This is a genomic window from Escherichia albertii (assembly GCF_028622335.1).
Lineage (GTDB): Bacteria > Pseudomonadota > Gammaproteobacteria > Enterobacterales > Enterobacteriaceae > Escherichia > Escherichia albertii.
This window is the reverse complement of record NZ_CP117568.1, coordinates 1,889,742-1,914,673: the sequence shown is the minus strand read 5'-3', so window position 1 is coordinate 1,914,673 and position 24,932 is coordinate 1,889,742. Positions and strand designations below refer to the sequence as shown.

Sequence of the window (24,932 nt, the reverse complement as noted above, 5' to 3'; positions counted from 1 at the left end):
ATTACTCGCTTACTTTATGATGCGCACCAGTCACGGACTGATGGTTAAATAGATATAGGCTGATTCGTTCAGCACAAGATTATATTCAATCGGAAATTTACATTAACGAATTGTATCTGGTTGAAAAATAAAGTTGATAATGAGGTCCGTGAATGCCCAGCAGCATCTGGTTCAAAGCATTACTGTTATTTGTTGCCCTTTGGGCACCCTTAAGTCAGGCGGAAACGGGATGGCAGCCGATTCAGGAAACCATCCGTAAAAGTGATAAAGACAACCGTCAGTATCAGGCCGTGCGTCTGGATAATGGTATGGTGGTATTGCTGGTTTCCGATCCGCAGGCAGTAAAATCTCTTTCGGCATTGGTCGTGCCTGTTGGGTCGCTGGAGGATCCAGAGGCTTATCAGGGGCTGGCGCATTATCTTGAGCATATGAGTTTGATGGGATCGAAAAAGTACCCGCAAGCTGACAGCCTGGCCGAATACCTCAAAATGCACGGCGGCAGCCACAATGCCAGCACGGCGCCGTATCGCACCGCTTTCTATCTGGAAGTCGAAAATGATGCACTGCCTGGCGCAGTAGATCGTCTGGCAGATGCCATTGCAGAACCCTTGCTCGACAAGAAATATGCTGAACGCGAGCGTAATGCGGTAAACGCTGAATTAACGATGGCGCGCACGCGTGACGGGATGCGTATGGCGCAGGTCAGCGCAGAAACCATTAACCCGGCGCACCCGGGGGCAAAATTTTCTGGTGGTAACCTGGAAACTTTAAGCGATAAACCGGGTAATCCGGTGCAGCAGGCGCTGAAAAATTTTCATGAGAAATACTACTCCGCCAATCTGATGAAGGCTGTTATTTACAGCAACAAACCGTTGCCGGAACTGGCGAAAATGGCGGCGGAAACTTTTGGTCGCGTCCCTAATAAAGACAGCAAAAAACCAGAAATTACCGTACCAGTAGTGACTGATGCGCAAAAGGGAATCATCATCCATTATGTTCCTGCGCTGCCGCGTAAAGTGCTGCGCGTTGAGTTTCGCATCGATAACAATTCAGCGAAGTTTCGCAGCAAAACCGATGAGTTGATTACCTATCTGATTGGTAACCGCAGTCCCGGAACGCTGTCTGACTGGCTGCAAAAGCAGGGATTAGTTGAGGGAATTAGCGCCAGCTCCGATCCTATCGTTAATGGTAACAGCGGCGTGTTAGCGATTTCCGCCTCTTTGACTGACAAAGGCCTGGCGAATCGCGATCAGGTTGTAGCGGCTATTTTTAGTTATCTCAATTTGTTACGTGAAAAAGGCATTGATAAACAGTATTTCGATGAACTGGCGAATGTACTGGACATTGATTTCCGCTATCCGTCGATTACCCGCGATATGGATTATGTCGAATGGCTGGCAGACACCATGATTCGCGTGCCGGTTGAGCATACGCTGGATGCGGTTAATATTGCCGATCGGTACGATGCTAAAGCAGTGAAAGAACGTCTGGCGATGATGACGCCGCAGAACGCACGTATCTGGTATATCAGCCCGAAAGAGCCACACAATAAAACGGCTTATTTTGTCGATGCGCCGTATCAGGTCGATAAAATCAGCGAGCAAACTTTTGCTGACTGGCAGAAAAAAACCGCCAGCATTGCACTCTCTTTACCGGAACTTAACCCCTATATACCGGACGATTTCTCGCTGATTAAGCCAGAAAAGAAATATGACCATCCAGAGCTGATTATCGATGAGTCGAATTTGCGCGTGGTATATGCGCCAAGTCGCTATTTTTCCAGCGAGCCAAAAGCGGATGTCAGTCTGATTTTACGTAATCCGAAAGCGATGGACAGCGCCCGTAATCAGGTGATGTTTGCACTTAATGATTATCTCGCCGGGCTGGCGCTCGACCAGTTAAGCAATCAGGCGTCGGTGGGAGGCATAAGTTTTTCCACCAATGCTAACAATGGCTTAATGGTCAATGCTAATGGTTACACCCAGCGCCTGCCGCAGCTTTTCCAGGCGTTGCTGGAGGGCTACTTTAGCTATACCGCTACACAAGAGCAGCTTGAGCAGGCGAAATCCTGGTATAACCAGATGATGGATTCTGCAGAAAAGGGTAAAGCGTTCGAGCAGGCCATTATGCCTGCGCAAATGCTCTCGCAGGTACCGTACTTCTCGCGCGATGAACGGCGTAAAATTTTGCCTTCCATTACCCTGAAAGAGGTGCTGGCCTATCGCGACGCCTTAAAAACGGGGGCAAAGCCCGAGTTTATGGTTATTGGCAATATGACCGAAACTCAGGCAATGACCCTGGCGCGTGATGTACAAAAACAGTTGGACGCTGATGGTACTGAGTGGTGTCGTAACAAAGATGTGCTGGTCGATAAAAAGCAATCGGTCATCTTTGAGAAAGCCGGTAACAGCACCGACTCCGCGCTGGCGGCGGTTTTCGTGCCAACGGGTTATGATGAATACACCAGCTCAGCCTACAGTTCTCTGTTGGGGCAGATAATACAACCGTGGTTTTACAACCAGTTGCGTACCGAAGAGCAATTAGGTTATGCCGTATTCGCTTTCCCGATGAGCGTGGGGCGTCAATGGGGGATGGGCTTCCTGCTGCAAAGCAACAATAAACAACCTTCATACCTGTGGGAGCGTTACAAGGCCTTTTTCCCGACAGCAGAGGCAAAACTGCGGGCGATGAAGCCAGAAGAATTTGCGCAAATTCAGCAGGCGGTTATCACTCAGATGTTGCAGGCGCCCCAAACGTTAGGCGAAGAAGCCTCGAAATTAAGTAAAGATTTCGATCGCGGCAATATGCACTTCGATTCGCGTGATAAAATCGTGGCCCAGATAAAACTGCTGACGCCGCAAAAGCTTGCTGATTTCTTCCATCAGGCGGTGGTCGAGCCGCAAGGCATGGCTATTCTGTCGCAGATTTCCGGCAGCCAGAACGGGAAAGCCGAATATGTGCATCCTGAAGGCTGGAAAGTGTGGGAGAACGTCAGCGCGTTGCAGCAAACAATGCCCCTGATGAGTGAAAAGAATGAGTGATGTCGCCGAGACACTAGATCCTTTGCGCTTGCCCTTACAGGGCGAGCGCCTGATTGAAGCCTCTGCCGGCACAGGCAAAACCTTTACGATTGCGGCGCTCTATTTGCGCCTGTTACTTGGACTAGGCGGTTCTGCCGCCTTTCCCCGCCCGCTGACCGTTGAAGAACTGCTGGTGGTGACCTTTACCGAGGCTGCCACCGCAGAATTGCGCGGCCGTATCCGTAGCAATATCCACGAGTTGCGCATCGCCTGTCTGCGAGAAACGACCGACAACCCGCTGTATGCGCGCCTTCTGGAAGAGATTGACGACAAAGCGCAGGCCGCACAATGGCTGCTGTTAGCCGAACGGCAGATGGATGAAGCGGCGGTCTTTACCATTCACGGTTTTTGCCAGCGTATGCTCAATCTGAATGCCTTTGAGTCCGGCATGTTGTTTGAGCAGCAACTGATAGAAGATGAATCGCTGTTACGTTACCAGGCCTGCGCGGATTTCTGGCGTCGTCACTGCTATCCGTTGCCGCGTGAAATTGCCCAGGTGGTCTTTGAAACCTGGAAAGGGCCACAGGCCTTGCTGCGAGACATTAACCGTTATCTGCAAGGGGAAGCGCCGGTTATCAAAGCGCCGCCGCCGGACGATGAAACGCTGGCTTCTCGTCACGCGCAAATTGTGGCGCGTATCGATGCTGTAAAACAGCAGTGGCGTGATGCAGTAGGTGAACTGGATGCGCTGATTGAATCTTCCGGTATTGATCGCCGCAAGTTTAACCGTAGCAATCAGGCTAAATGGATAGACAAGATCAGTGCCTGGGCAGAAGAAGAGACAAACAGCTATCAGTTGCCAGAGCCACTGGAAAAATTCTCCCAGCGTTTCTTAGAAGATCGCACGAAAGCGGGGGGCGAGACGCCGCGTCATCCGTTGTTTGAGGCGATCGATCAATTACTTGCCGAGCCGCTATCGATCCGTGATTTGGTGATCACTCGTGCGCTGGCGGAGATCCGCGAAACGGTAGCGCGTGAAAAGCGTCGGCGTGGTGAACTGGGTTTTGACGACATGTTAAGTCGGCTGGATTCCGCGTTGCGTAGCGAAAGCGGTGAGGCGCTGGCCAGCGCGATCCGTGCTCGTTTCCCGGTGGCGATGATCGACGAATTTCAGGACACCGACCCTCAACAGTACCGGATTTTTCGCCATATCTGGCACCATCAGCCGGAAACTGCGTTGTTGTTGATTGGTGATCCGAAACAGGCTATTTACGCGTTCCGTGGTGCGGATATTTTCACCTACATGAAGGCGCGTAGTGAAGTTCACGCGCACTATACCTTAGATACTAACTGGCGTTCCGCTCCGGGGATGGTGAATAGCGTTAACAAGCTTTTCAGCCAGACTGATGACGCTTTTATGTTTCGCGAAATACCGTTTATTCCCGTGAAATCTGCCGGGAAAAATCAGGCGCTACATTTTGTTTTTAAAGGCAAAACGCAACCAGCAATGAAAATGTGGTTGATGGAAGGTGAAAACTGCGGTGTTGGCGATTATCAAAGCACCATGGCGCAGGTATGTGCCGCGCAAATCCGCGACTGGTTACAGGCCGGGCAGCGCGGAGAAGCGTTGCTGATGAACGGTGACGCCGCGCGTTCGGTACGTGCTTCGGACATCAGTGTGTTGGTGCGCAGCCGTCAGGAGGCCGCCCTGGTGCGCGATGCCTTAACGCTGCTGGACATCCCTTCCGTTTACCTTTCTAACCGCGATAGTGTGTTTGAAACTCTGGAAGCGCAGGAGATGCTTTGGCTGTTGCAGGCGGTGATGACGCCTGAACGAGAGAACACTCTGCGCAGTGCGCTGGCAACGTCAATGATGGGGCTAAACGCGCTGGATATCGAAACGCTAAATAATGACGAACATGCGTGGGATGCGGTCGTCGAAGAGTTCGATGGTTATCGGCAAATCTGGCGAAAACGCGGCGTTATGCCCATGCTGCGGACGCTGATGTCGGCCCGCAACATTGCAGAAAATCTGTTGGCAACGGCAGGCGGCGAGCGGCGTCTTACTGATATCTTGCATATTAGCGAGCTGCTCCAGGAAGCGGGAACACAGCTTGAAAGTGAACATGCGCTGGTACGCTGGTTATCGCAGCATATCCTCGAGCCCGACAGTAACGCCTCCAGCCAGCAAATGCGCCTCGAAAGTGACAAACATCTGGTGCAGATTGTCACGATTCATAAATCAAAAGGACTGGAATATCCTCTGGTCTGGCTGCCATTTATCACCAATTTCCGCGTTCAGGATCAGGCGTTCTATCACGATCGCCACTCATTTGAGGCTGTTCTGGATCTTAACGAAGCGCCAGAAAGCGTCGATCTGGCTGAAGCCGAGCGTCTGGCGGAAGATTTGCGTTTGCTTTACGTGGCGCTGACGCGTTCGGTTTGGCATTGCAGCCTCGGCGTTGCGCCGCTGGTGCGTCGTCGTGGCGATAGAAAAGGGCCAACTGATGTTCACCAAAGCGCGCTCGGGCGCTTGCTGCAAAAAGGGGAACCATTAGATGCGGCAGGCCTTCGCGCCTGTATTGAAGCGTTATGCGATGAGGATATTGCCTGGCAGACGGCACAAATCGGTGATAACCAACCCTGGCGAGTTAATACTGTTTCTACCGCAGAGTTGAATGTGAAGACGCTGCAACGACTCCCCGGCGATAACTGGCGCGTTACCAGCTATTCCGGTTTACAGCAGCGCGGTCACGGTATTGCTCAGGAACTGATGCCGCGGCTGGATGTCGATGCTGCAGGCATTGCCAGCGTCGTTGAAGAACCGACGTTAACACCGCATCAGTTCCCGCGTGGTGCGTCACCGGGAACATTTTTGCACAGCTTGTTTGAGGATTTGGATTTTACCCAGCCAGTTGAGCCGAATTGGGTGTGGGAAAAACTGGAACTCGGCGGCTTTGAACCGCAGTGGGAACCGGTGTTGACCGAGTGGATTACCGCTATTCTTCAGGCACCGCTCAATGAAAGCGGTGTTAGCTTAAGTCAGCTTTCCGCCCGTGATAAACAGGTGGAGATGGAGTTTTATCTGCCGATTAGTGAACCGCTTATCGCCAGCCGGCTTGATGCGTTAATTCGCCAGTTTGACCCGCTTTCTGCAGGCTGCCCGCCGCTGGAGTTCATGCAGGTGTGCGGCATGTTGAAAGGTTTTATCGACCTGGTGTTCCGTCATGAAGGGCGTTATTACCTGCTCGACTATAAATCCAACTGGTTGGGTGAAGACAGTTCCGCATATACCCGACAGGCTATGGCAGCGGCGATGCAGGCACACCGCTATGATTTGCAATATCAGCTTTATACCCTGGCGCTGCACCGTTATCTACGCCATCGCATTGCTGATTACGACTATGAGCGCCATTTTGGCGGCGTTATCTATCTGTTCCTGCGCGGTGTTGATAAAGAACATCCGCAACAAGGAATTTACACGACCCGACCCGATGCCGGGTTGATTGCCCTGATGGATGAGATGTTTGCCGGTATGACCCTGGAGGAGGCGTGATGAAATTGCAAAAGCAATTACTTGAAGCTGTGGAGCACAAACAGCTACGCCCGTTGGATGTGCAGTTTGCTTTGACCGTAGCGGGTGATGAACATCCTGCCGTCACTCTTGCGGCAGCGTTGTTAAGTCATGAGGCTGGGGAAGGGCACGTCTGCCTACCGCTTTCACGACTGGAGAATAACGAGGCGTCAAATCCGCTACTGGCAACCTGCGTCAGCGAAATCGGTGAGCTACAAAACTGGAAAGAGTGTTTGCTTGCTTCGCAAGCGGTTAGCCGGGGAGATGAACCGACGCCTATGGTGCTTTGTGGCGATCGTCTTTATCTGAACCGCATGTGGTGTAATGAGCGCACGGTGGCGCGCTTTTTCAACGAAGTAAATCATGCCATTGAGGTGGATGAATCGTTGCTGGCGAAAACGCTTGATAAGCTTTTTCCTGCAAGCGATGAAATTAACTGGCAAAAAGTGGCGGCAGCAGTAGCGCTGACGCGGCGGATCTCGGTGATCTCCGGTGGTCCAGGTACTGGTAAAACCACCACAGTAGCGAGGTTGCTGGCGGCGTTAATTCAGATGGCAGGTGGCGAACGTTGTCGTATCCGCCTGGCTGCGCCGACGGGAAAAGCCGCCGCACGCCTGACTGAATCGCTTGGTAAGGCTTTGCGCCAGTTACCGTTGACCGATGAACAAAAGAAACGCATACCGGAAGACGCCAGCACCTTGCATCGCCTCCTGGGCGCGCAGCCGGGCAGCCAGCGTTTACGCCACCATGCCGGTAATCCACTGCATCTTGATGTGCTGGTGGTGGATGAAGCGTCAATGATCGATCTCCCGATGATGTCGCGACTGATCGATGCCTTGCCCGATCATGCGCGGGTGATCTTTCTTGGCGATCGTGATCAACTCGCCTCGGTTGAGGCTGGGGCGGTGCTGGGTGATATCTGCGCTTATGCCAACGCTGGGTTTACCACAGCGCGCGCGGCTCAGTTAAGCCGCCTGACGGGAAGTCACGTTCCTGCGGGAACAGGTACAGAAGCGGCGTCCTTGCGCGACAGCCTCTGCTTGCTGCAAAAAAGCTACCGTTTTGGCAGTGATTCTGGCATTGGCCAGTTAGCGGCGGCGATTAACCGTGGCGATAAAGCTGCAGTGAAAACGGTTTTTCAGCAGGATTTTACTGATATCGAAAAACGCCTTTTACAGAGCGGCGAAGATTATATTGCGATGCTTGAGGAAGCCCTTGCGGGTTATGGTCACTACCTGGAGCTACTGCAAGCGCGTGCCGAGCCGGATTTAATCATTCAGGCGTTCAATGAGTACCAGCTTTTGTGCGCCCTGCGGGAAGGGCCATTTGGTGTTGCCGGGCTGAATGAGCGAATTGAACAGTTTATGCAACAGAAGCGCAAAATTCACAGGCATCCTCACTCACGCTGGTACGAAGGCAGGCCGGTGATGATTGCCCGTAATGACAGCGCACTTGGGTTGTTTAACGGTGATATCGGTATTGCGCTGGATCGCGGGCAGGGGACGCGTGTCTGGTTTGCGATGCCGGACGGTAACATTAAGTCAGTGCAACCGAGTCGCCTGCCAGAGCACGAAACCACGTGGGCGATGACTGTACATAAATCGCAAGGGTCGGAGTTCGACCATGCAGCGTTGGTTTTACCGAGCCAGCGTACCCCTGTGGTGACACGAGAGCTGGTTTACACTGCCGTGACCCGTGCGCGCCAACGTTTGTCGCTGTATGCCGATGAGCGCATATTAAGTGCGGCGATTGCCACACGCACCGAGCGGCGTAGTGGGCTGGCAGCGTTGTTTAGTTCGCAGGGATAAATGTGAATGCCTGATGCGACGCATGTGCGTTTTATCATGCCTGGAGTATTGCGCATATCGCATCCGGCGATTTTCATAGCCTATCCCAAATCCGCCATCAACACTTTGGATTTGCGCTGGTAGTTGTACATCTGCTTTTTACTCTCCGGCAGTAAATCAATATCTACCGGGGTAAATCCGCGCTCCTGGAACCAGTGGATACTGCGCGTTGTCAGCACAAACAATTTGCTTAAGCCGCTCTGCTTCGCCTGGGCTGCAATGCGTTCCAGCAAAACCTCGCCCCTTGATGAACTGCGGTAATCCGGGTGGACTGCTACACAAGCCATTTCACCAATCTTCTCTTCCGGGAATGGGTAGAGAGCGGCACAGGCAATGGTCATGTTATCACGCTGAATAATGGTGAATTTATCGATCTCCATCTCCAGTTGCTCACGGGAGCGGCGTACCAGAATACCTTGTTGCTCCAGCGGGCGAATTAACTCCAGAATACCGCCGATATCATTAATGGTGGCGCGACGGATTTGCTCCGCGCTTTCCATCACAATCTGCGTACCAATGCCGTCACGAGAGAACAGTTCCTGCAACAGCGCACCATCTTCCTGATAACTGATTAAATGACAGCGACGCACGCCGCTGCGACAGGCTTTCACCGCGCCACGCAAAAAACGCACCGTACCGGAGTTGTAATCGCCTTGCTCTTCCAGGGCCTCTACCCGTGCCTGAGCCTCGTTGGGGAAAAGCTCGGAGACAATATCGCCGTCGTCATTGGTGACGCCCTGCGAAGAGCAAAAACCAATCATCTTCTCGGCTTTCAGTTTGATGGCAAGTTGAGTGGCAATCTCTTCTGAGGTCAGATTAAAGCTCTCACCAGTGACCGAAACTGCCACCGGACCCAGTAGTACAATCGCGCCGTTGTCCAGTTGGCGATGGATAGCTTCTTCATCAATCCGCCGAATTCGTCCGCTATGGCAGTAGTCTACGCCGTCATCTACGCCCAGCGGCTGGGCAATAATAAAGTTACCACTAACGACGTTGATGTGCGCTCCCTGCAACGGTGTATTGTTGAGACTCATCGACAGGCGAGCGGTAATGTCCAGTTGCAACGTGCCTGCGGCTTGCTTCACCAGCTCCAGTGTTTTGGCGTCGGTCACGCGTATGTTTTTGTGATATAGCGGCTCGTGGTGATGTGCTGCCAGATTTGCATCGATTTGCGGACGCGCGCCATAGACCACCACCAGACGGATGCCGAGACTGTGCAGCAGCCCAATATCATTGACAATACTGGAAAAATTCTCATGCTCGATGGCCTCTCCGCCAAGCATGATGACAAACGTTTTTCCCCGGTGAGTATTGATATAGGGAACCGAATGACGGAATCCCTCGACCAGCTCGGTTTTACGTTCCTTCACCACGGCACACCTCTTTGCATTATTATTCGAAATTAATGTATTTTTATTCTGATTTTTTACTGTGTGCAAGTGCAAATTTTATGCGCGAGCAACTTTTTTATCAGTAATACCGTGAATATAAAAAGAATGTTTACCGTTTAGTAGATGACAGATTATGCGTCTTTCGCTAAAGTTTCCGGTCAAATTAGTCGTTTACTTGTTACACAGCTTAGATTTCTTTTGCTCGGGAGAAGCATGTCAGGATCCAACACTGCAATCAGCCGTCGTCGTTTACTGCAAGGCGCGGGTGCCATGTGGCTATTGAGCGTCAGTCAGGTCAGTCTGGCTGCGGTTAGCCAGGTCGTGGCTGTGCGCGTCTGGCCTGCATCCAGCTATACCCGCGTGACAGTAGAATCAAACCGTCAATTGAAATATAAGCAGTTCGCGTTGAGCAATCCTGAGCGCGTGGTGGTAGATATTGAAGATGTAAACCTGAACTCGGTGCTTAAGGGGATGGCTGCGCAAATACGCGCGGATGACCCGTTCATCAAGTCAGCGCGCGTCGGGCAATTTGATCCGCAAACGGTGCGGATGGTTTTTGAACTAAAGCAAAATGTAAAACCGCAGATGTTTGCCCTCGCGCCGGTTGCAGGATTTAAAGAGCGTCTGGTGATGGATCTCTATCCGGTCAATGCTCAGGATATGCAGGATCCGCTGCTGGCGTTGCTGGAGGATTACAACAAAGGCGATCTCGAAAAACAGGTACCGCCAGCGCAGAGCGGCCCACAGCCTGGCAAGGCAGGGCGCGATCGCCCGATTGTCATCATGCTTGATCCCGGTCACGGTGGCGAAGACTCCGGTGCAGTGGGAAAATACAAAACGCGTGAAAAAGATGTGGTGTTGCAGATTGCTCGCCGCCTGCGCGCTTTGATCGAAAAAGAGGGCAACATGAAGGTGTACATGACGCGTAATGAAGACATCTTCATTCCGTTGCAAGTACGCGTAGCAAAAGCACAGAAACAACGTGCAGATCTGTTCGTCTCTATTCACGCAGATGCCTTTACCAGCCGCCAGCCGAGCGGCTCCTCGGTATTTGCGCTTTCGACCAAAGGTGCAACCAGTACCGCGGCAAAATATCTGGCGCAAACTCAGAACGCCTCGGACTTGATTGGTGGTGTGAGCAAGAGCGGCGACCGCTATGTTGACCACACCATGTTCGATATGGTGCAGTCGCTGACCATTGCCGACAGCCTGAAGTTTGGTAAGGCTGTATTGAATAAGCTGGGTAAAATCAACAAGCTGCATAAGAACCAGGTTGAGCAGGCGGGGTTTGCCGTTTTGAAGGCGCCTGATATTCCTTCTATTCTGGTCGAAACGGCGTTTATCAGTAACGTTGAGGAAGAGCGCAAACTGAAAACGGCGACCTTCCAGCAGCAGGTTGCGGAATCTATCCTTGCGGGGATTAAAGCCTATTTTGCCGATGGGGCAACGCTGGCGAGAAGGGGGTAAATAAAAAGGCGCTGAATGGCGCTTTTTTTATGATAGGCAGGAAACAAAAAAACACCCTTCAGGGTGTTTGATAATTGGTTGCGGGGACCGGATTTGAACCGACGACCTTCGGGTTATGAGCCCGACGAGCTACCAGGCTGCTCCACCCCGCGTCACCGTACTGCTTTTACTTCATTAAATTTTGATTGGTTGCGGGGGCCGGATTTGAACCGACGACCTTCGGGTTATGAGCCCGACGAGCTACCAGGCTGCTCCACCCCGCGTCACCGTACAGCTTTTACTTCATCAAATTTTAATTGGTTGCGGGGGCCGGATTTGAACCGACGACCTTCGGGTTATGAGCCCGACGAGCTACCAGGCTGCTCCACCCCGCGTCCGTGGATGCGCACTATACTCCGCTCGCGTTTTTATGCAACTTTTTTTTACCCGGATCACGGATTTACGATGATTTTGAGTAAAAACAAGGCACTTGAGGTTGTTTTTTGTACAAAATTTGCATCAGGGAGCGGCTGCGCATTTCATTAAACGCGACGGTTTGTTATCTTCGTTGCGCCTTATTTTTTAACCTGAAGAAGAGAACAATGAAAGGACGTTGGGTAAAGTACCTTCTTATGGGCGCGGTTGTGACGATGCTTGCCGCTTGCTCCTCCAAACCAACCGATCGTGGACAGCAATATAAAGACGGGAAATTTACCCAGCCTTTCTCTCTGGTGAACCAGCCAGATGCCGTTGGCGCACCGATTAACGCTGGTGATTTTGCCGAGCAAATTAACCATATCCGCAATGCGTCGCCGCGTCTGTATGGCAATCAGAGCAGTGTTTATAATGCTGTACAGGAATGGCTGCGGGCGGGCGGTGATACCCGCAATCTGCGCCAGTTTGGGATTGACGCCTGGCAGATGGAAGGGGCCGATAACTACGGCAACGTGCAGTTTACGGGCTACTACACGCCGGTAATTCAGGCGCGTCATACCCGCCAGGGTGAGTTTCAGTATCCCATTTATCGTATGCCGCCAAAACGTGGTCGTCTGCCGTCTCGTGCTGAGATCTACGCTGGAGCGCTGAGCGATAAATATATTCTCGCTTACAGTAACTCCTTAATGGATAACTTCATTATGGATGTGCAGGGGAGTGGTTATATCGATTTTGGCGATGGCAGCCCGCTTAACTTCTTTAGCTATGCCGGAAAGAACGGTCATGCTTATCGTAGTATCGGTAAGGTGCTGATCGACCGTGGCGAAGTGAAAAAAGAAGATATGTCGATGCAGGCGATTCGTCACTGGGGCGAGACGCACAGTGAAGCTGAAGTTCGTGAACTGCTTGAACAGAATCCATCTTTCGTCTTCTTTAAACCGCAATCTTTTGCGCCGGTGAAAGGGGCAAGTGCGGTACCGTTGGTGGGGCGCGCTTCTGTTGCCGCTGATCGCTCTATCATCCCGCCCGGTACCACCTTGCTGGCAGAAGTCCCGTTGTTGGATAATAACGGCAAATTTAATGGTCAGTACGAACTGCGTCTGATGGTGGCGCTGGATGTCGGTGGCGCAATCAAAGGTCAACACTTCGATATCTATCAAGGAATTGGCCCGGAAGCCGGACACCGCGCAGGTTGGTATAACCACTATGGGCGCGTTTGGGTGCTAAAAACGGCTCCAGGTGCAGGTAACGCCTTTAGTGGCTGATATGCTATTCTGTACGCTGTTTTTAAGGATAAGACAGAGTGAGAAATAATCTCGCTCTAAGTGCGCGTTGTTCATGCCGGATGCGGCGTGAACGCCTTATCCGGCCTACAAATCATGCAAGTTCAATGTATGCAGGAGATATGTAGGCCTGATAAGCGTAGCGCATCAGGCATTTATGCGTTTAGGGTGAGGGATAACCTCACCCTTTTTAATTCTGAGGTGCTATGTCTGTTGTGATAAGTGATGCCTGGCGCCAGCGTTTTGGCGGTACTGCGCGTCTGTATGGTGAAAAAGCGTTGCAACTGTTTGCTGATGCGCATATTTGCGTCGTCGGCATTGGTGGCGTCGGTTCCTGGGCGGCGGAAGCGCTGGCGCGAACGGGGATTGGCGCTATTACGCTGATTGATATGGATGATGTCTGCGTCACCAATACCAATCGGCAAATTCATGCCCTGCGCGATAACGTCGGGTTGGCAAAAGCGGAAGTGATGGCGGAACGTATTCGCCAGATTAACCCGGAGTGTCGGGTGACGGTGGTGGATGATTTCGTGACGCCGGATAACGTTGCGCAATATATGAGTGCCGGTTATTCGTACGTGATTGATGCCATTGATAGTGTGCGACCCAAGGCAGCACTGATCGCATATTGTCGGCGTCATAAAATCCCGCTGGTCACGACCGGAGGCGCGGGGGGGCAGATTGATCCGACGCAGATTAAGGTTACCGATCTGGCGAAAACGATTCAGGACCCGCTGGCGGCGAAGTTGCGCGAGCGCCTGAAAAGCGATTTTGGCGTGGTAAAAAACAGTAAAGGGAAGCTCGGCGTGGACTGCGTGTTCTCTACCGAAGCACTGGTATACCCGCAGTCAGACGGTACAGTCTGTGCGATGAAAGCTACGGCAGAAGGACCAAAGCGGATGGATTGTGCCTCAGGATTTGGCGCGGCGACGATGGTAACCGCCACTTTTGGCTTTATTGCGGTTTCTCATGCGCTGAAGAAGATGATGGCGAAAGCGGCGCGTCAGATGTAAACATTATGTCGGATGCGACGCCTGATGCGTCTTATCCGACCAGAATCAGCGCCGCATCCGGTATCAGGCCTGCTTCGTCGCCGCGATAATTGCCTCGCTTAACGCATTTAACCCCTGACTGCGTGAGGCGCTAAGTTGTGAACGTAACCCTAGTTCATCAAATAATGCCAACGGTGACTGTGTCTGTAATTCGGCGGCGGTTCTCCCCTCAACGGCGGTCAATAACACGGCCAGAAGACCGCGCACTATGCGTCCTTCGCTATCGCCAAAGAAGTGCATTTTACCGTTTTCAGCAACGGTATAGCCCAGCCAGACGCGGTTCTCGCATCCGGCAATCTCTTTGGCTTGCGCTTTCAACTCATCTGATAAAGCAGGAAGCTGTTTCCCCAACATAATCAGTTGACGATATTTCTCTTCCCACTGCGTCAACGGCGCGAAAGTATCGCGTAACGACTGTGCGGTAACTGTTGTGCCAAACGGATGTTCGGCGAATTGCAGGCTAGTCATTAATCCACCAATAATTCCAGTGCGCGGTCAACGGCATTCACCAGCGCATCTACATCACTCTTTGTATTATATGGCGCAAAAGAGGCGCGCAGTGTACCGGTTACGCCTAATTCTGCCAGCAGTGGCTGGGCGCAGTGTTGCCCGGCGCGCAGAGCAATGCCGTACTCTGCCAGCAGGGTCACCATATCGCTGTGGTGAACATCCGCGAAATCAAAGGCCAACAAGCTGGAATCCTGACAGCGGAAAGAACGAAAGCCCGGGCGTTTTGCCAGCGCTTCTTCTGCCAGCGTAGCCAGACTGCGGCTCCAGCTTTCGGCCTGGCTAATATCGTAATCTGTCAACCATTCCAGCGCTGCGCTTAATCCAATGACACCAGCGACATTTGGCGTTCCGGCTTCCAGTTTCCATGGGACTGATTGTGTGGAGAAGCCGTCAAAGCTGACTTCATGAATCATTTTGCCGCCGCCCAGCCAGGGTGACATCGCTTCCAGTAGCTCTGGTTTGCCATATAGCACACCGATACCCGTTGGGCCGTAAAGCTTGTGACCTGAGAAAGCGTAGAAATCGATATCCAGTTGCTGAACATCCGCAGGGAAATGCACCGCGCCCTGGGCGCCATCAACCATGACCACCATTTCGGCTGCGTGAGCAAAAGTAATCGCGCGCGCCAGATCCGGGCAACCTCCGGTGACATTCGACATTTGCCCCAGCGCCAGAATCCGACTACGGGGAGTCATCAGCTCCGGTAATAAATCGACATCCGGTAACCGTTGCGCATTTAGCGGTAACTTCACCACTTTGGCCCCGGTTTGTTGCGCGACCATCAGCCATGGAACGAGGTTGGCGTGGTGCTCTGCCACACTGACAATAATCTCATCGCCCGGTTGCAGACGCGGACGGGCATAGCATTGCGCTACCATATTGATGGATTCAGTGGTGCCACGCGTCCAGACGATAGTTTTGTCATCCGGTGCATTGAGCAACTTCGCCACTTTTTCCCGTGCAGCTTCATAACGCGCGGTCAGGCGTTGAGCTTCGGCAAACTGGCTGCGATGCACGTTTCCGCCGCTCAGACTGTAAAACTGCCGAGTTGCTTCAACGACAGCTTCTGGCTTGAGCGCAGTCGCGGCGCTGTCGAGATAGACGCCCGCATCCTGTAATGCGGGAAACTGCGCACGGAACTGCGCGGGATTAAAAACGTTCATGGTACTCCTCGGTTTGATAAACCGATCGTGGCGCAAAATTCACTTTGATACAAGGTGAGTCCTAACCCTCGGATTTATCTGGATATCCAGATGGCTCTACATCAGTGACGTATGCTGAATAGTGTCAGGCGTAAATTTTAGCCTGTTAATCGATGTTTATTGCGAGTTAATAATCGCTTTAAGGAGAAGAAGATGAAAAAGACTGCCGCCACGCTCTTCGCCTGTATGCTGACTTTTGCCCTTAGCGCCTGTTCCGGTTCAAACTATGTTATGCACACCAACGATGGGCGTACCATTGTCGCCGATAGCAAGCCGATGACGGATGATGAAACCGGGATGATTTCCTATAAAGACGCTAATGGCAACAAACAGCAGATTAATCGCACTGATGTGAAAGAGATGGTTGAACTGGCTCAATAATTGGCGAGCGCAAGGTAAAAAAAAGCACCGCAATTAGGCGGTGCTACATTAATCACTATGGACAGACAGGGTAAATGTACAGGAAGTGAAAAAAGGTAGCTTTGCTACCATGGTCTGAATCGCAGACCAATTGCAAACACAACAACACAACATCACAACCGTAAGCCAAAAGTTAATCAGAACACGCATTCCGATAAAACTTTTCGTTCCGGCTCAGGAAGTGCCGCCACTATAGGTATTTGCTGGTAGAAGCTCAACGGACAAATTATAATGGCTCAGATAAAAAAAACTAATAGGTTACACAATGTGATCTAATTGTTAAATTTCTTTAACATCAAAGTTTAAAAGCCATGTCAAAACGATTACCACCGCTAAATGCCTTACGAGTTTTTGATGCTGCCGCACGCCATTTAAGTTTCACGCGCGCAGCAGAAGAGCTTTTTGTGACACAGGCCGCAGTAAGCCATCAAATCAAGTCACTTGAAGATTTTTTGGGTCTAAAGCTATTCCGCCGCCGTAATCGTTCACTTCTGTTAACCGAAGAAGGGCAGAGTTATTTCCTCGACATCAAAGAAATTTTTTCGCAATTAACTGAAGCGACACGTAAACTCCAGGCCCGTAGCGCTAAGGGGGCATTGACGGTCAGTTTACTACCCAGTTTCGCCATCCACTGGCTTGTCCCTCGGCTTTCCAGCTTTAATTCAGCTTATCCGGGAATCGATGTCCGAATTCAGGCGGTCGATCGCCAGGAAGATAAACTGGCGGATGATGTTGATGTGGCTATATTTTATGGTCGCGGTAACTGGCCGGGACTACGGGTAGAAAAACTTTATGCTGAATACCTGTTGCCTGTATGTTCGCCTTTGCTGTTAACCGGTGATAAACCCTTGAAGACACCCGAAGACCTGGCTAAACATACTTTGTTGCACGATGCCTCCCGGCGTGACTGGCAGACATATACCCGGCAACTGGGACTAAATCATATTAATGTCCAACAGGGGCCGATTTTCAGTCACAGCGCAATGGTGTTGCAGGCAGCTATACACGGGCAGGGAGTCGCGCTGGCGAATAACGTGATGGCGCAGTCCGAAATCGAGGCCGGACGCCTTGTCTGCCCGTTTAATGATGTACTGGTCAGCAAAAATGCTTTTTATCTGGTTTGTCATGACAGCCAGGCAGAACTGGGTAAAATAGCCGCCTTTCGCCAATGGATTCTGGCGAAAGCTGCTGCTGAACAAGAAAAATTCCGCTTTCGTTATGAACAATAATTTACGTAGGGTACGACCATGACCAGCCGTTTTATGCTGATTTTCGCCGCCATTAGTGGTTTCATTTTTGTCGCTCTGGGCGCTTTTGGCGCGCACGTATTAAGTAAAACTATGGGGGCCGTTGAAATGGGTTGGATCCAGACCGGCCTTGAATACCAGGCGTTCCATACGCTGGCGATTTTAGGTCTGGCGGTGGCGATGCAGCGTCGCATCAGTATCTGGTTTTACTGGAGTAGCGTATTTCTGGCGTTAGGCACGGTGCTGTTCAGCGGCAGCCTTTATTGCCTGGCACTGTCACATCTGCGTTTGTGGGCGTTTGTCACCCCGGTTGGCGGCGTAAGCTTCCTCGCGGGCTGGGCGTTAATGTTAGTCGGAGCTATCCGTTTAAAGCGCAAGGGCGTAAGTCATGAATAAGGTTGTATTGTTGTGCCGTCCGGGCTTTGAAAAAGAGTGCGCCGCAGAAATTACCGATAAAGCCGGTCAGCGGGAAATATTCGGTTTTGCTCGCGTAAAAGAGAATGCAGGTTATGTGATTTATGAATGTTATCAGCCAGATGATGGCGATAAGTTAATCCGCGATCTGCCGTTCAGCTCATTAATTTTCGCCCGTCAGTGGTTTGTGGTTGGTGAGTTGCTCCAGCACTTGCCGCCAGAAGATCGTATTACCCCCATTGTCAGCATGTTGCAGGGTGTGGTGGAGAAAGGCGGCGAACTGCGTGTTGAAGTTGCGGATACCAACGAAAGTAAAGAGTTGCTGAAATTCTGCCGTAAATTCACCGTACCGCTACGTGCTGCCTTGCGCGATGCTGGCGTACTGGCGAACTATGAAACGCCAAAACGTCCGGTGGTGCACGTCTTCTTTATTGCACCTGGCTGCTGCTACACCGGTTATTCTTACAGCAACAATAACTCGCCATTCTATATGGGCATACCGCGCCTGAAGTTCCCGGCAGATGCGCCAAGCCGCTCCACGCTCAAACTGGAAGAGGCGTTTCATGTGTTTATTCCTGCGGATGAGTGGGATGAACGCCTGGCGAACGGGATGTGGGCGGTGGATTTGGGCGCTTGCCCGGGTGGCTGGACCTACCAACTGGTGAAACGCAATATGTGGGTGTACTCCGTCGATAATGGCCCCATGGCGCAAAGCCTGATGGATACCGGACAGGTGACCTGGTTGCGGGAAGATGGTTTCAAATTCCGTCCGACACGCAACAATATCTCGTGGATGGTGTGCGACATGGTGGAAAAACCAGCAAAAGTTGCGGCGCTGATGGCTCAGTGGTTGGTTAATGGCTGGTGCCGTGAAACCATCTTCAACCTCAAACTGCCGATGAAAAAACGCTACGAAGAAGTGTCGCATAATCTGGCGTATATTCAGGCACAGCTTGATGAGCATGACATAAATGCTCAGATTCAGGCGCGACAGTTATATCACGATCGCGAAGAAGTGACGGTGCACGTCCGCCGTATCTGGGCTGCGGTAGGTGGTCGTCGCGACGAGCGGTAACTGGCAAGGCCGGGGCGTTGACTCCGGCCAGCGACCATTTCCGTCAGGCTGTTACCAAAGAAGTTGCGACCTGGCGCTCATCAGAAATAATGTGCGTGACTTCATCCAGATGCCCGATGCGGGCTTCTCCTGAACGATTAAATTTACTTTTATCAATCAATAACAACGATTGCGCGGCGCGTTTTAATAACATGGATTTGTAGTCGGCATTAATCGCGTTGGAGTCCCACAATGCGCCGCTGCTGTCGATCCCTTCGCAAGAAAAAATGAACAGATCGATTTCCAGTGATTTAAGCTGGGAAATCAGCGAAGGATTGACGTAGCAACCATATTTGCGCTCAAGTGTGCCGCCGGAACTGATCAGTTGAATGCGTTCGCGCTTACCGAGTTCATGGCAAATTGGATGGCTATTGGTGAAGACCTGAATGTCGATGTCAGGCAACTGGCGTGCCAGATACCAGCACGTTGAACTGGCGTCTAAGGCGATCACCATCCCTTCTTCAATCCACGCGAGTGCCTCGCGGGCGATATCTGCTTTATGCGCATAATGACTTTTCAGTCGGATATGAAAGGGATCGCCACTGTCTTGATTTTGACGGTGGATATATTTGGCGCGCCCATGATTGCGCAGAACTTTGCCTCGCGCCTGTAATTCATTGAGATCGCGACGAATGGTTTCTTTACTGACCTTTAGCTGCTCAGAGAGCGTTTCCGTGGTCAAACTGGTATGGTTCAGCAGCAGGTCGACTATCGCTTGCTGGCGTGCCGCTTTCATATTTTTCACCCCATCATTCGATAACCGCCCGCGTCATGCGGGCGTACCGATATGAGATTACGGCGTTACCCCTTTTTTTAAAAGAATATTCCCGTACTTCGCACGTTCTCCTGTGATTACGATCGCAAAGGCTTTTTGCGCCCGCTCATAAAACGCAAAACGGTCAATGCGGGTAATTTCAGGGCAGGGGGCCTGGAATGAAAGTGCATTGCGATAGCGTTGTTCGACTTCAGGATCGAGTGTGTCACCTTCTACCGCCGCCATCATCACCAGCGGCGGCGCATAGCTATCCAGTTCAAATAACGGGATAATCGCCTGGAGTAAGTCGCTGACCAACAGACCATCAGCGCGGATCACCTGCGGTCCCATTGCATGGGCAGGAAAGTGAGCATCAGAAAAAATAATTTCATCTCCATGCCCCATTTCTGCCAGTACTTTCAACAGTTCGGGAGAAATTAACGGCGAAATTGTTTTCAGCATTTTACGCCTCCTCTATAAATTCGGGTTCAGTTTGCGGGTAGAAATAACGGTACTGATAATGAATCTGCGCGCGGGCTTCTTCCGGGCTGTTAAATTCCCCTACGCCATACCAGCCAAATAGCGCCGCTCCTGCGACGGTCGTTTCGGCGTCGTCGAGAACTTTTACAGGAATATCAAGCACATTGGCTTTAATCTGATTCCACAATGTGTTGCGACTTCCGCCACCGACTAACAGTAATTCAGAGGCTTTAAAATGGCCGATTTTTTCCAGCATCTGTAGATTGCGTTGTAACTGCGCGGTTAACCCTTCCAGCGCCGCGCGATAGAAATGCCCCCGCGTGGTATTGAGCGTCACGCCTTGCCAGCCTGCGTTTTGACATGACAACAAGTCACACTGCATTTTTACTCCGTCCGCGCCAGGTGGGATCCGACGTGCTTCTTCAATCAGCATTTGCCACGGAGTTTCAGCAGTCCATAACAATTTTCTCACCCATTCCAGCACACCGGATGCCAGCCATTGCATACCTGGGTTATACAAACCTGTCCGGCTATCCAGTTCACAGGTGGACCCGGCGTACTGACTTAGCAGCGAAGTATCAACCTGCGCGCTGCGGACCATTAAAATTTCCCATGTACCAGAAGAGAGCACGGGTTCATTTTGTTCGGCGCCAGCGCCAAAAAGGGCGAACTGGGTATCGTGACCCGCGGAAATCACCGGAATACCAACGGGTAAGCCAAGCATTGCTGCGGCGCTGTTCTGTAGCGTGCCAATCTGTTCACCAGCCTCCACCAGACGAGGGAAGAGACGGCGAGGGATACCGGTGGCTTGTAAGATTTGCGGGCTGAAATCGCGTTGCTGAATATCCAGCATCTGGCTGGTTCCGGCCATGGTGACATCTGTAGTCAATTCGCCAGTTAAACGGTGGTTAATCAGTGACGAAATAAAGAGCCAGGCGTGCGCGTGTTCCAACAGTTGTGGATGATTTTCTTTCAACCACACCAACTTATATAACGTATTGAAACTAAAGGCTCCGATCCCAGAAATAGCCTGCAATTTCTGTGCAGAGATCAATCGTCCAATATTTTCCATTACCGCCGCCGTTCGCGGACATTTCCAGCTAATGATCGGATAGAGCAGATTTCCTTGCTTATCTACCAGAGCACCATCCACGCCAAAGGTCGTTACGGCAATACCGCGGATGTGGCACTCAGCCAGTTCACCGTTGATTTGCCGACAACAATCAGCAAAGCGTTGCAAAATGGCGTCTAAAGACCACTGGTGCCAGGTACTGTTTTCCATCGCGATATCGCTGGCATTAGGCGTTGAGGCGCGGGCAACAATTTTTCCCTGCCGATTAACCGCGATGGCCCTGACATTGGTCGCGCCACAGTCGAGTACCAGGATAACTTCTTGTTTCATAATCGCTCCTGCAATATAGCCGGATAACATTACTTATCCGGCTAACTACTCTTGCTTGTTCAGGCCCGGTAGCCGGAGCGACCGGGCATCACATCAGGGAGTAATGTATTAACGCTTGTACAGCGGGCCGTAGTTCTGGCAAGCGCGGTAATCCTGGCCTTCAATATCCATACCGTGCGCCGCCCAGGCCGAAGGACGATACACTTTTGTCTCTTCAACGTTGTGCATACATACCGGGATACGCAACATTGAGGCGAGAGTGATAAAGTCTGCGCCGACATGGCCGATGGTCAGAACCCCGTGGTTAGCGCCCCAGTTCGCCATTACCGAGTACACATCCGTAAACGGCCCTTTGCCGGTGAGGCGCGGTGCAAACCAGGTCGTTGGCCAGGTTGAGTTAGTGCGTTTGTTAAGGATGTCATGCACATCCTTCGGTAACTCAACGCTCCAGCCTTCTGCGATTTGCAGTACCGGTCCCAGTCCTTTGATGATGTTGACACGGGTCATGGTGAACGGAACGCCGCCTTCGGTAAGGAAGCGGGAAGAGTAGCCGCCGCCACGGAAATATTCGTGGATCGCCGGACACCATTCGGTAGCGGCGAGGCAAGCGTCAGCCTCTTGCTGAGAGATTTCCCAGTGCGGCTTCATGGTCGGTTTACCTTCGCTGTCGCGTTGTTTGCAGGAACCATCCAGCGCGGCAGAGCCGGAGTTGATCAGATGGATAATGCCGTGTTCAGCCAGCCCGTCCAGTTTATATCCTGTTACACGCTCAATTGCTTCTGGTGACCAGTAGGTACGCACATCGGCAAATACCTGAGCGGTGCCGGTAAGTTGGTGGCCCATCAGCATTGCTACGCCGTTAAGACTGTCGTTTTCGGTCGCCACAACGAACGGTTTGCGCACGCCATTCCAGTCAAATGAACTATTGAGAATTGCTTCGGCGGTGTCGCCATTGGGATATTGATCGGTCCAGTGACGTTGCCCCTGGAAGCCCGCAGCAATGGCGTTGTAGCCAAGAGATTCTTCCACACGACCGATATCAGCCAGTTTACTGTTGCCTTGCATCATGTCGCGGATACACATCGCCATCAGCAAACTTTCACGCAGAACTGCGCGGCTTTGCTCAGCATTGCGTTGATACTGTTTGTTATTTTCATCTTCGCCATAGCGGAAGTTTTTATCAGCCCAGGCCAGAGCCATTTCCAGTTCGGCTTCGTCGTAAATCTTCTGATCGATACGGCGACGCAGTTCGGTCATATCCACCGCCTGGACTTTCATCCCCAGCCAGGATTCAAAGAAGTTGTGGTCAACGATGGAACCGGCGATGCCCATCGAAACGCCGCCCAGCGACAGATAGCTTTTACCTTTCATGCTGGCGACTGCCAAACCGGCGCGGGCAAAGCGCAGCAGTTTTTCTTCAACGTCGGCAGGGATCGATGTGTCATCGGCATCCTGAACGTCATGACCGTAAATGGAGAATGCCGGGATGCCTTTCTGACTGTGAGCTGCCAGAGCTGCGGCGAGGTAAACAGCGCCGGGGCGTTCAGTGCCGTTAAAGCCCCAAATGGCTTTCGGGCGGGTTGGGTCCATGTCGATGGTTTCACTGCCATAGCACCAGCAAGGCGTTACCGTAATGGTAAGACCTACATTCTGGCTGCTGAATTTTTCTTCGCAGGCGGCGGCTTCAGCCATACCGGCGATACAGGTATCGGAAATGACACACTCGACGACAGCTCCGCAGGCATGGCGCAGTTTCTCGGTCAGCAGTGCGGCTGTGGCTTTCGCCATATTCATTGTTTGTTCTTCAAGCGACTCACGAACGCCCATGCGACGACCATCAATAACCGGGCGGATACCAATTTTCGGTAAGCTGATTTTTTTCATTACAGATTCCTCACTTTATTCGGAAAATATGTTCAGTTAGTTGCCGTTTGAGAACGGAAACGGGCAAAGACAAAGATGACTGCAAAGCAGAGTGCGGGTATCAGTTCGGCTGTGGGGATGTTGCCTGCTGCATCACTGACAAAGCCCATGACCGGAGTGACAATACCGCCGCCAATAATGGTCATAACGATGAAGGACGAGCCGTATTTGGTGTCCTGGCCGAGATTCTTAATGCCCAGCGAGAAGATGGTTGGGTACTGAATCGACATAAAGGCGCTGCATAATGTCAGGGAGATTAAGCCAACATGACCGCCAGCGAAGGCTGAAACCAGGCACAATGCCATAGCGATTAATGCATAGGCTGCCAGGACTTTATGTGGTGCGAAGCGACTGATGAGCCAGGTGCCGGTGAAACGACCAATAAAGAAGCACACCATGGTTCCGGTTAAATAGTTAGCGGCAAAGCCCGCGGTCATACCTGGAATTTCTTCTACAGCGTAGCGAATCAAATAGCTCCAGCAGGCCGTTTGCGCACCGACATAGCAGAATTGCGCTAATACCGCCCAGCGCCAGTGGCGAATATGCATCAGACGAGAAAGTGATGCTGAGAATGATCCTTGTTTAGCATCACTGTGATTATCACTCTGCAATGCCGGGAATTTCGTCAGCATGATCAGCAGGGCGACCAGTAAAACGATAGCCACGATGATCATATAAGGTGTCTGTACCGATAATACCAGGCTGTGTTTATACGCACTCAATTGCTCTGGTGACATTTTATCGAGAACGTCTTGCGATTGATGTGGCACGTTAGACAAAATAAGTCTTTGCCCAAAGACAACTGCGATAATTGCGCCAAAAGAGTTAAATGTTTGCGCAAGATTTAAACGAAAATGACTGCTGTTTTCTGGCCCTAATACCGTAACAAAAGGGTTTGCGGCAGTTTCCAGACAACCTAGTCCGGCGGCAATAATAAACAAGCCAACTAAAAATAAGGTGTAGTTCATTATTTCTGCCGCGGGCCAGAATAATGCAGCGCCAAAGGCATATAAAAATAATCCGGTAATAATTCCAGCCTTATAACTGAGTTTTTTCATCAGTATCCCGGCAGGAATTGGAATAATGAAATAACCAAAATAGAAGGCTGATTGGATCAGGCCAGCCTGGAAATTTGTTAGCGTAAAAGCTTGTTGGAATTGGGGTAATAAAATGTCGTTGAGGTTATTGGCTACCGCCCAAAGAAAAAACAGTGAGCACAGCAGCGCGAATGGAATAATGTAACTTCTGCTTTGCCCTGCATCTTTATCTACCGCACGATAACTCTGCGTTTGTATTGATGTGTTTCCCATAGCATCCTCTTAGGTTCAGAAGCTTAAGCACGTAATCGGTTATGTTTTAAAAATTGCAAAACCTGCGAGTTCGGGCTTCATGTCAGTGAGTATTTGCCTGTCAGAAAT

18 protein-coding genes and 3 tRNA genes are annotated in these 24,932 nt (G+C 51.4%); 10 read left to right on the top strand and 11 right to left on the bottom strand.

Annotated elements, in window-relative coordinates:
* Nucleotides 1–152 precede the first annotated feature (152 nt).
* The 3 genes from ptrA to recD are packed head-to-tail and all read left to right on the top strand — an operon-like array spanning nucleotide 153 to nucleotide 8,402.
* The gene (gene ptrA, locus PS053_RS09325) at nucleotides 153–3,041 is read left to right on the top strand and encodes a pitrilysin (RefSeq protein WP_059228162.1); all 2,889 of its coding nucleotides are present in this window, start codon (nucleotides 153–155) and stop codon (nucleotides 3,039–3,041) included.
* The gene (gene recB / locus PS053_RS09320; RefSeq protein ID WP_256878870.1) at nucleotides 3,034–6,576 is read left to right on the top strand and encodes an exodeoxyribonuclease V subunit beta; all 3,543 of its coding nucleotides are present in this window, start codon (nucleotides 3,034–3,036) and stop codon (nucleotides 6,574–6,576) included. Before ptrA ends, recB begins: the two co-directional genes overlap by 8 nt.
* Nucleotides 6,576–8,402, top strand: coding sequence for an exodeoxyribonuclease V subunit alpha (recD, locus tag PS053_RS09315; RefSeq protein ID WP_256878871.1), 1,827 nt, complete (start codon nucleotides 6,576–6,578; stop codon nucleotides 8,400–8,402). The genes recB and recD overlap by 1 nt, the downstream gene beginning before the upstream one ends.
* 80 nt (nucleotides 8,403–8,482) lie before the next feature.
* Here the strand turns inward: recD and argA are convergent, their stop codons facing one another.
* Nucleotides 8,483–9,814, bottom strand: coding sequence for an amino-acid N-acetyltransferase (gene argA, locus PS053_RS09310; protein ID WP_059216791.1), 1,332 nt, complete (start codon nucleotides 9,812–9,814; stop codon nucleotides 8,483–8,485).
* A gap of 231 nt (nucleotides 9,815–10,045) precedes the next feature.
* Here argA and amiC point away from each other — a divergent pair, with 231 nt between their 5' ends.
* Nucleotides 10,046–11,299, top strand: a complete 1,254-nt coding sequence (amiC, locus tag PS053_RS09305; protein ID WP_002461400.1) for an N-acetylmuramoyl-L-alanine amidase AmiC — start codon at nucleotides 10,046–10,048, stop codon at nucleotides 11,297–11,299.
* Between the two features lie 75 nt (nucleotides 11,300–11,374).
* On the opposite strand, the gene PS053_RS09300 is transcribed toward amiC, so the two are convergent.
* From PS053_RS09300 to PS053_RS09290, 3 genes are all read right to left on the bottom strand, one after another.
* Nucleotides 11,375–11,451 (bottom strand) — tRNA-Met (locus tag PS053_RS09300).
* Nucleotides 11,452–11,485: 34 nt separating this feature from the next.
* A tRNA-Met gene (locus PS053_RS09295) sits at nucleotides 11,486–11,562 on the bottom strand.
* 34 nt (nucleotides 11,563–11,596) lie between these two features.
* A tRNA-Met gene (locus tag PS053_RS09290) sits at nucleotides 11,597–11,673 on the bottom strand.
* Nucleotides 11,674–11,880: 207 nt separating this feature from the next.
* Here PS053_RS09290 and mltA point away from each other — a divergent pair.
* Both mltA and tcdA read left to right on the top strand, forming a co-directional pair.
* On the top strand, nucleotides 11,881–12,978 hold the full coding sequence (mltA, locus tag PS053_RS09285; protein WP_256878872.1) for a murein transglycosylase A: 1,098 nt from the start codon (nucleotides 11,881–11,883) through the stop codon (nucleotides 12,976–12,978).
* 224 nt (nucleotides 12,979–13,202) lie between these two features.
* Nucleotides 13,203–14,009 carry a tRNA cyclic N6-threonylcarbamoyladenosine(37) synthase TcdA gene (gene tcdA / locus PS053_RS09280; RefSeq protein WP_256878873.1) on the top strand — a complete coding sequence of 269 codons (807 nt, stop codon included), beginning with the start codon at nucleotides 13,203–13,205 and terminating at the stop codon, nucleotides 14,007–14,009.
* A gap of 63 nt (nucleotides 14,010–14,072) precedes the next feature.
* Here tcdA and csdE read toward each other — a convergent pair whose 3' ends face one another.
* Nucleotides 14,073–14,516, bottom strand: coding sequence for a cysteine desulfurase sulfur acceptor subunit CsdE (gene csdE, locus PS053_RS09275; protein WP_256878874.1), 444 nt, complete (start codon nucleotides 14,514–14,516; stop codon nucleotides 14,073–14,075).
* Nucleotides 14,516–15,721 (bottom strand): cysteine desulfurase CsdA, encoded by a 1,206-nt coding sequence (csdA, locus tag PS053_RS09270; protein ID WP_010330382.1) that lies wholly within the window; start codon nucleotides 15,719–15,721, stop codon nucleotides 14,516–14,518. The genes csdE and csdA overlap by 1 nt, the downstream gene beginning before the upstream one ends.
* A 192-nt stretch (nucleotides 15,722–15,913) precedes the next feature.
* Here csdA and PS053_RS09265 point away from each other — a divergent pair, with 192 nt between their 5' ends.
* The 4 genes from PS053_RS09265 (at nucleotide 15,914) to rlmM (ending at nucleotide 18,916) form a co-directional block, all read left to right on the top strand.
* Nucleotides 15,914–16,141, top strand: coding sequence for a YgdI/YgdR family lipoprotein (locus PS053_RS09265; RefSeq protein WP_000750400.1), 228 nt, complete (start codon nucleotides 15,914–15,916; stop codon nucleotides 16,139–16,141).
* Nucleotides 16,142–16,491: 350 nt separating this feature from the next.
* Entirely contained in the window at nucleotides 16,492–17,409 is a 918-nt protein-coding gene (gene gcvA, locus PS053_RS09260; protein WP_000044394.1) for a glycine cleavage system transcriptional regulator GcvA, read from the top strand.
* A gap of 18 nt (nucleotides 17,410–17,427) precedes the next feature.
* Entirely contained in the window at nucleotides 17,428–17,823 is a 396-nt protein-coding gene (locus PS053_RS09255) for a DUF423 domain-containing protein (protein WP_000203905.1), read from the top strand.
* Complete coding sequence (rlmM, locus tag PS053_RS09250) at nucleotides 17,816–18,916, top strand: 23S rRNA (cytidine(2498)-2'-O)-methyltransferase RlmM (protein ID WP_001045505.1); 1,101 nt, start codon at nucleotides 17,816–17,818, stop codon at nucleotides 18,914–18,916. Before PS053_RS09255 ends, rlmM begins: the two co-directional genes overlap by 8 nt.
* Nucleotides 18,917–18,959: 43 nt before the next feature.
* Here the strand turns inward: rlmM and fucR are convergent, their stop codons facing one another.
* From fucR to fucP, 5 genes are all read right to left on the bottom strand, one after another.
* Complete coding sequence (gene fucR, locus PS053_RS09245; protein ID WP_002461407.1) at nucleotides 18,960–19,691, bottom strand: L-fucose operon activator; 732 nt, start codon at nucleotides 19,689–19,691, stop codon at nucleotides 18,960–18,962.
* A gap of 57 nt (nucleotides 19,692–19,748) precedes the next feature.
* Nucleotides 19,749–20,171, bottom strand: coding sequence for an L-fucose mutarotase (gene fucU, locus PS053_RS09240; RefSeq protein ID WP_000920828.1), 423 nt, complete (start codon nucleotides 20,169–20,171; stop codon nucleotides 19,749–19,751).
* 1 nt (nucleotide 20,172) lies between these two features.
* A complete protein-coding gene (gene fucK, locus PS053_RS09235) occupies nucleotides 20,173–21,591 on the bottom strand; it encodes an L-fuculokinase (protein ID WP_025238473.1) in 1,419 nt (472 codons plus the stop codon).
* A gap of 108 nt (nucleotides 21,592–21,699) precedes the next feature.
* Nucleotides 21,700–23,475, bottom strand: a complete 1,776-nt coding sequence (gene fucI, locus PS053_RS09230; protein ID WP_000724180.1) for an L-fucose isomerase — start codon at nucleotides 23,473–23,475, stop codon at nucleotides 21,700–21,702.
* A 32-nt stretch (nucleotides 23,476–23,507) separates the two neighbouring features.
* Nucleotides 23,508–24,824 carry an L-fucose:H+ symporter permease gene (gene fucP, locus PS053_RS09225; protein WP_059253948.1) on the bottom strand — a complete coding sequence of 439 codons (1,317 nt, stop codon included), beginning with the start codon at nucleotides 24,822–24,824 and terminating at the stop codon, nucleotides 23,508–23,510.
* Nucleotides 24,825–24,932 lie beyond the last annotated feature (108 nt).